Genomic DNA, 6,659 nt, shown 5'->3' with positions numbered 1-6,659 from the left:
AGGGTAGGTTAGTCACGTGTTACTCACCCGTGCGCCACTTTACTCATGGATTGCTCCACTTTCTCGTTCGACTTGCATGTGTTAGGCACGCCGCCAGCGTTGATTCTGAGCCAGGATCAAACTCTCGTTTGAAACCTGATGATTGCATCTAACTGACGGAGGTCAGAGATGCAATCGCCCTGCAATGCTCGAAAGATTGCAGAGCACAATATAGTGAGAATGATCAAACCGATCTTCTTCCATTCTCACGACTGGCATGTTCAACCTGATTGTCAAAGATCCTCAACAGACACCGCCTGAGCAGGCTGTTTTTGGATCGAGAGCGTGACCGAATCACGCGTCCTCGAACTTGTTGCGCCGTTTTTGCGCGAACTTTTTAAGACTATCGAAGTTTGAAGCGTTCGTCAAACGTTTTGGCAAACTTTTTTGTTTACCTTTTCACGACCTGCTTCACAAGCGCAATCCATCAGGATTTCCCGCTCATTGCTTCTTCGCCAGAGTCAAAATTCAACTCCGAAAAGTTCCGCACAGCGCTAAACTTTGAAAGATCCATCGCAAGACGTAGCTTGCGACCGGGCATTTGAGCCCTGAAGGAGAATTACTCCTTATTTGCAATGGATTGTTCGCTCTGAATATGTCGCTTACTGCGACTGTCGAACCATCACTTTAGGCTTCGCTATCTACTCAGGCCTCTACTCTGGGCCGGGAGCGAAGCAAGCTTCCTACTACTTTCGTATCGCTTATTATCTTATCGCAGACAAGCGCATCGTGCAAGCTCATCCGCCCACAGAAACAAGCGCCTCATCAGCGCTTTCTTTATCTCGTAGCGACAAAGTGAATATTACCAATCCGGGCAGGTTGCTGCAACTGTTGAAAACCGGGAATGCTGTTGAAAAGTCAAGCTGAGCCAGTGTTTATGCGGCTTTCAGCTGCTGGAGCATTTGCGGTTAGCTCTTCACCTTGAACGTTCGCAGCATTTGCTCGAAGGTAGGCCGCAGCATCTCGAAGTTTTTCTGCGGAGCCACAAACACCAGATAACTCAGCGATCCATCATCGCGCGCAACAGCCACCAGCCAATCGCGTTCGCTTGCGCCACCTGCCGATTCTCCCTGGTTCAGAAACTCCACGCTCCTGGCATCGCGCTGGTTCACCCGAATCTGGTCGACGCTGGTCGTCTCTTTGAGCCTCGTATTTCCCTGCTGAATCGAGACGATTAATTGCTGCGTTGCCGTTCCCAGGTCGGCTCCCTGCTGAGGTTGGAAATCATCAATGATTACGCCATAAATCACTGTATTGCTGTCACTTGCAGACGTCGCGACGCCATTGGGTGGGGCAATGGTTGTGCCTGCATCTGCCTTCTCTACAGCCTGCCAGTTCGCCGGATACTGCACGGTAAACCCAGATCCATCGAGCAGAGTCCATTGTCCATTCGGTTGAAAATCATTAGGCTGCACATCTATCGGAGGCGGAACACTCCCGCTCTTGCCTCGCCACGTGCCACTTGAAATTTCCTTCGCCGAATACGCATGCATACCCATCGCCAGCTTGTGAATCTTCTGGAACTCAGGCGTGGTCTTCAGCCATTGCGGACGCGGCGGAAGTGTTGCAATCTCAGCATTTACATATTCTGACCGGTTCCCTGGATTGGGATGGTCGCTCAAAAACTGCGAGCCGCCATTGCCGTATTTGCCCTGAATAATCTCGAAAAACTGCACCATACCCCGCGGGTCGTACCCGGCGTCATAGGCAATGTCGGTGCCCATCAAATCGGCCTGTTTCTCCGCATCGCGGCCCATCTTCAAGAAAGTCATACCAGCTGCCGCGCCCACTCCCTCCGCCGCCAGTGCGCCGCCTGCGCCAGGCAGCAGAACTCCAGCCGCAAGCTGACCCAGCGCCCACCACGGCGCCTGAGATTGCTGTTTCGTAATATTGCAAGTCGCATGACACATCACCACATGGGAAATCTCGTGCGCCATCACACCCGCAAGCTGCGCCTCAGTCTCCGCAGCCTGAATCGTCCCCAGATTCACAAAAATCGGCCCGCCAGGCAGCGCAAACGCATTGATGTCCGCCTGGTTGATGACATGGAATGAATAGTGCCACGGAGAAGCCGGTGCAGCCTGCACAAGCTTCGCGCCCAGTTGCTGGATATATAGGGTCACCGGGCTCGAATCCGGCAGTATCGGCATTTGCTTGTAAACCTGCGCTTCCGCCTTCTTTCCTTCGACAATCTCGCGATCAGGAGTGAAGGAATTCTTGCACGGCGGCGGCTGGACAAAACGCGCATGTGCCGGCATGACTACTGAAAACGCAAGCAGCACAACAGCAAGCCAATGGATTCTAATTCTCGTCATATGCACACACGCTTTTGGATGCAGTAAATTTATTGCTGCGCGAAGCGCCCTCGACTACGCACACAGGACACGCTAACGCTTAAACGGCAGCCCTCAATCCTGCCGCGCAATCACGCCCAGGTCAGTCAATCCGTTCACGAAGAACTGCACAGCGAGCGCGACCAGCAGAAGTCCCATAATGCGCACAAGAATGCGGATTCCTGTCTCGCCCAGAATGCCGCGCACACGATCCGCGCCATTCAGCACGCCATAGCTGGCGACGGCGGTGATCGCAATCGAACCGATGATGGCAAACATCTGCCAGTGGTTCGGGGCCTGTCCAACCAGCACCATGACACTCGAAATCGCGCCCGGCCCGGCCAGCATGGGAATACCGAGCGGCACAATTCCTGCATCTTCTTTGGATGCTGCTTCTGTTGTTTCGTCGGACGACTCCTGCGTCGGCGACCGCTTTGCCTCCAGCATGTCAATGCCGATCAGCAGAAGAATGAGGCCGCCAGCAATCTCAAATGCGGGCAGCTTGATGCCGAAAAGACTGAAAATAAATTGCCCGGCAAAAGCAAAGGCCGTGAGCACAATAAAACAGGTCAGCGAAGCCTTGAAGGCCATGCGCCTGCGGCGCTTGGCCTCCGCACCCGCGGTAATTGCAAGAAACGACCCGATCGCGGCAAACGGGTCGACAAGAAAGAAGATGGAGCTGAAGGCCAGCAGCGAAAACCGCACATAAGTCGAGTGCTGCAGTTCATGCAGCGCCGTATTCGCCGGGCCATACATATTCCATTGAAGTTACTGTATCTTTGTGCCCATCCGCTACAGGTAGCCGAGGCATAGAAAATCACGGATTCAATTAAAACCGTGACCAGGCCAGGCCATCCGCGTTTTTGCCGGCATCGATTGCAGTTTTGACATTCCAGGCTGCAAGATCGATGACCGCCACCTGGTTGCTGTGCCCGCAGGAAACATAAGCCACACCATTATCGGGCCGCACCAGAATCTCGGTCGGCCCCTGCGGCACATCGATCGTTCGCGCCACCTTCAGCGTGGAGAGATCGACGACTGCAACCTTATTCGCAGAAGTGAGCGCCACCAGCAGCCATTTACCATCTTTCGTTGATGCAGTGCCGTAACCAATCGACGGCAGTTCAATCCACGACTTCACCTTGTTGGTTGCCGTATCAATCACCGCCATCCGCGGCTGAGAATAGTCAGCTACGAAGACCAGCTTGTCATCATTTGACAACGAGATGCGCTGCACCGTCTTCGCCACCGGAATGACTGTGACGGTCTTGTGCGCCTTAAGGTCAAGAACAGAAACGCTCCCCGGCCCGACATTCGCGGTATAGCCGTAATGCCCGTCGCGGGTAATCGCCAGCATGTGCGACTCGGCCGCGCCCGTAGGAATCGACGCAACGATCTTAAGCGTCTTCGGATCGATAGCTGTGACCGAGTTGTCGATTTCCGTCGTCACATAGAGCAGCCCGCTATTGGGGTCGTAAATCGGCTTGTGCGGGCGCACTCCATGACCGAAGCTCACAGTCTTGACGACTTTCCGACTGGCAATGTCGATCACGTCCATTGTGCTACCGTCAGTGCCGGGCCTGCCCACGCCTGAATTGCCATAGATGGGCACAAACGCGAGCTTTCCATCAGGCGATGCTGCCACTTCATGGCCGGTGTAGCTGTCTTCGGGGACAGCGGCAATCTGCTTCTCTGTCGCCGGATCGATGATGCTGAGACTCTGGCTTGTCTGATTGGCAACCAGCAGGACAGCGTGCGGAGCGCTCTGCGCTATCAATGCAAGCGGGGCCGCGCATAACATGAGCAATAAAAGTCTGGAATTTGGCATTGCCCGCGAATGTATCACATCATGGCGGCGCCAGGCAGCGAACGGCGCCAGGGAAGACCAACTCGACGATGAATATCCCCGGCGCTTCTGCAGTTTAGTGTTTATTGACCTTCGCAACTCACATTGTTGTTCCAGTCGACAAAAGCGCCTTGCGGATTGTCTCTCCACGCCCAAACATGCAACTCAAAAAACGAGGGAATGCCGAACCGATTTGGCGCATCCACGAACTGGAAATCCTGACCTTCGAGCTGCGGCGGCGCATTGTCGTGAGCTGCCAGCCATATGGTTGCATCCACGATGTACTCGACCCCCACAAGCCGCCGCGCTTTCCCCACCGGTTCGTAGATCAGCGCTTCAGGTGCGCGCTCATCCAGCGCGCCGTCTCCTACCAGACCCATGTTGATGTAGTGGATTCCCATAGCACCATGATCAGGGCCGCTGACGCAGCCGAACGCGGGCGCGTATCCAGTCCCTCTGAGATTGTTCACGTTTAGGAACTGCGCCGTGTTTTCGCGCACCACCTGTACAAGTTTCGCCGGGACTTCGTGATCGTGATTGTGACTAGAATCTTGTGCGATTGCGAGAATCGGCGCACCAATCACAATCGCGCTTATGAAGATCCATCGCAGATTGCCCGCGATTATCTTGAGCACTGAGCTTATATTGCTTGTCATTACTTTCTCCTTTTTATCCTTCGCATTCCTGGGGCCCGTATGCATTGAAAATCCTGGGCTTACATCCGCTCTGCCGTTATCGAGATGGGCGTTCCATTCATGAGCGAATCGAAAACCGGTGAATGTGCCGAGCCGAGCCTCACGATCTCTTCGATCTGCTCGTCGGGCACATCGGCCTTGATCCTGAACTGCACCCGGATTCCCTGGTATCCATTGCGGACGTTTTTATCGAGTTCGAGAAACCCGTGCAGATCGATATCGCCTTCCAGCGCCGATTCGATTTCCTGGATTTGAATGCCGCGGGCTGCGGCGTGATACACCATCGACGTTGTCAGGCATGCAGCCAGAGCGTGCAGCAAAAACTCGACGGGGTTTGCCGCCGTGTCTTTGCCGAGCAGCACCGGCGGTTCATCCGCTTCGAGAACAAACAACTCAGAGCGAGAGCGTTCCTGAGCGGCGCCATAGAAATCGTCTACGGTCGATCTGTTGCGGCTGCCGGATTCCCACTGATTGCGAGCTCTGAACTTGAACTTTGCGATCGCGGGTGTTACCTTGACCGCCTGAATCGTTGCGAACAGATCATCCACCATGACTCCGTTAACCACAGTTGACAGCTTTGTTGCAGTTGCCATCTTTCCTCCTTTTTGGGCCCGATAGCTAAAAATTAAGCGCAAGATTCATGCGTCACAAGGTGGCAGATATGCCATCCTATAGAGGTATTTCGGCCAAACTGCTCAAACCAGTTTTCGAGGTGGGTAATGCCGGCAAAAGAAGTTACAGTCCTGCTGCTCGACCAGATGTTTTCTTCCACGGCGATTGGACCGATGGAGATCTTTCGTCACGCCGGTTCACTGTGGAACATCCTTACGGGAGCGCGCTCTGCTCCCAGCTTTCATGTGACAACCGCATCAGCAGATGGCCGCCCGGTCCGATGTGATGGAGGGATTCAGATCCGGCCGAGTTGTGCGCTGAAGGATGTCCGCAAGACCGATCTGATCTTTGTTCCAACAACAGGACTCAGCGTGGATGATGTCGTCGAGCGCAATGCCCCCATCGTGCCCTGGCTGCAGCGGCGAAGCAGTCGTGGCATAGACATTGCAAGCGTGTGCTCAGGCGTGGGCCTGGTTGCAGCCGCCGGATTGCTCGACGGCAAACGCGCCACTACGCACTGGGGCCTGGCCGAATGCTTTCGACAGAAATATCCAAATGTAAATTGGATGCCTGAGCTGATGATCACCGAGGACCGAGGCTTCTTTTGCGGAGGCGGGGTCAATGCATCGCTCGATCTAAGCATTTATCTGGTGGAGCGTTTCTGCGGCCACGAAATCGCCATGCAGACTGCAAAGGCGCTGTTGATTGAGACGCCACGCGGATGGCAGTCCGGATTCGCTGTCGTGCCGCTGAAAACAGACCATACAGACGACAGCATCGCCAGCGCTCAGGAGTGGATGCACAAGAACTTTGCAAAGACTTTTCCCCTGGACGAGCCAGCCAGACGCGTCGGCATGAGCATGCGTAATTTCGTACGCCGTTTCAAGGAAGCCACCGGCGATAGCCCACTGACCTATCTACAGAAGCTGCGGATTGCCGCCGCCAAACGCATGCTGGAGGGCGGCCACCACACAATGCAGGAGATCAGCGAAGCTGTCGGTTATCAGGATGCTGTCTTCTTCCGGGCACTGTTTCAGCGCCACACTGGCGTATCGCCCAGCGCCTACCGGGAGAGGTTCGGGATTTAGGGATTCCCTCATTTCCCTGCGGTCGTCAGAATGACGCGCATATGTG

Annotated in this window: 7 protein-coding genes and 1 rRNA gene; 2 read left to right on the top strand and 6 right to left on the bottom strand. The window is 54.8% G+C overall.

What is annotated here, in order from left to right; translation table 11 throughout:
* Positions 1-132, bottom strand: a 16S ribosomal RNA gene (locus VEV40_RS16255); the annotation flags it as partial.
* A gap of 477 nt (positions 133-609) precedes the next feature.
* Here VEV40_RS16255 and VEV40_RS16250 point away from each other — a divergent pair.
* Complete coding sequence (locus VEV40_RS16250) at positions 610-906, top strand: hypothetical protein (protein WP_324833840.1); 297 nt, start codon at positions 610-612, stop codon at positions 904-906.
* A gap of 41 nt (positions 907-947) precedes the next feature.
* On the opposite strand, the gene VEV40_RS16245 is transcribed toward VEV40_RS16250, so the two are convergent.
* The 5 genes from VEV40_RS16245 to VEV40_RS16225 all read right to left on the bottom strand — a co-directional run bounded on the left by VEV40_RS16245 (position 948) and on the right by VEV40_RS16225 (position 5,506).
* Positions 948-2,354 (bottom strand): M48 family metallopeptidase, encoded by a 1,407-nt coding sequence (locus tag VEV40_RS16245; protein ID WP_324833839.1) that lies wholly within the window; start codon positions 2,352-2,354, stop codon positions 948-950.
* Between the two features lie 93 nt (positions 2,355-2,447).
* Positions 2,448-3,128, bottom strand: coding sequence for a MarC family protein (locus tag VEV40_RS16240; protein ID WP_324833837.1), 681 nt, complete (start codon positions 3,126-3,128; stop codon positions 2,448-2,450).
* A 73-nt stretch (positions 3,129-3,201) separates the two neighbouring features.
* A complete protein-coding gene (locus VEV40_RS16235; RefSeq protein WP_324833835.1) occupies positions 3,202-4,200 on the bottom strand; it encodes a cytochrome D1 domain-containing protein in 999 nt (332 codons plus the stop codon).
* A 101-nt stretch (positions 4,201-4,301) separates the two neighbouring features.
* Positions 4,302-4,874, bottom strand: a complete 573-nt coding sequence (locus VEV40_RS16230) for a hypothetical protein (RefSeq protein ID WP_324833833.1) — start codon at positions 4,872-4,874, stop codon at positions 4,302-4,304.
* Between the two features lie 59 nt (positions 4,875-4,933).
* The gene (locus VEV40_RS16225) at positions 4,934-5,506 is read right to left on the bottom strand and encodes an OsmC family protein (RefSeq protein ID WP_324833832.1); all 573 of its coding nucleotides are present in this window, start codon (positions 5,504-5,506) and stop codon (positions 4,934-4,936) included.
* A 126-nt stretch (positions 5,507-5,632) separates the two neighbouring features.
* On the opposite strand from VEV40_RS16225, the gene VEV40_RS16220 reads away from it, so the two are divergent.
* Positions 5,633-6,613: a GlxA family transcriptional regulator gene (locus VEV40_RS16220; RefSeq protein ID WP_324833830.1), complete on the top strand. Its 981-nt coding sequence runs from the start codon at positions 5,633-5,635 to the stop codon at positions 6,611-6,613.
* Positions 6,614-6,659: the final 46 nt, after the last annotated feature.

This window comes from Alloacidobacterium sp., from assembly GCF_035631355.1.
Classification (GTDB): domain Bacteria; phylum Acidobacteriota; class Terriglobia; order Terriglobales; family Acidobacteriaceae; genus Alloacidobacterium.
This window is presented reverse-complemented; position numbering and strand designations above follow the sequence as displayed.

Excerpts from the sequence above, each read along its gene's own strand:
- VEV40_RS16235 (WP_324833835.1), bottom strand. The coding sequence starts at position 4,200 with ATGCCAAATTCCAGACTTTTATTGCTCATGTTATGCGCGGCCCCGCTT.
- VEV40_RS16245 (WP_324833839.1), bottom strand. The coding sequence starts at position 2,354 with ATGACGAGAATTAGAATCCATTGGCTTGCTGTTGTGCTGCTTGCGTTT.
- VEV40_RS16240 (WP_324833837.1), bottom strand. The coding sequence starts at position 3,128 with ATGTATGGCCCGGCGAATACGGCGCTGCATGAACTGCAGCACTCGACT.
- VEV40_RS16220 (WP_324833830.1), top strand. The coding sequence starts at position 5,633 with ATGCCGGCAAAAGAAGTTACAGTCCTGCTGCTCGACCAGATGTTTTCT.
- VEV40_RS16230 (WP_324833833.1), bottom strand. The coding sequence starts at position 4,874 with ATGACAAGCAATATAAGCTCAGTGCTCAAGATAATCGCGGGCAATCTG.
- VEV40_RS16225 (WP_324833832.1), bottom strand. The coding sequence starts at position 5,506 with ATGGCAACTGCAACAAAGCTGTCAACTGTGGTTAACGGAGTCATGGTG.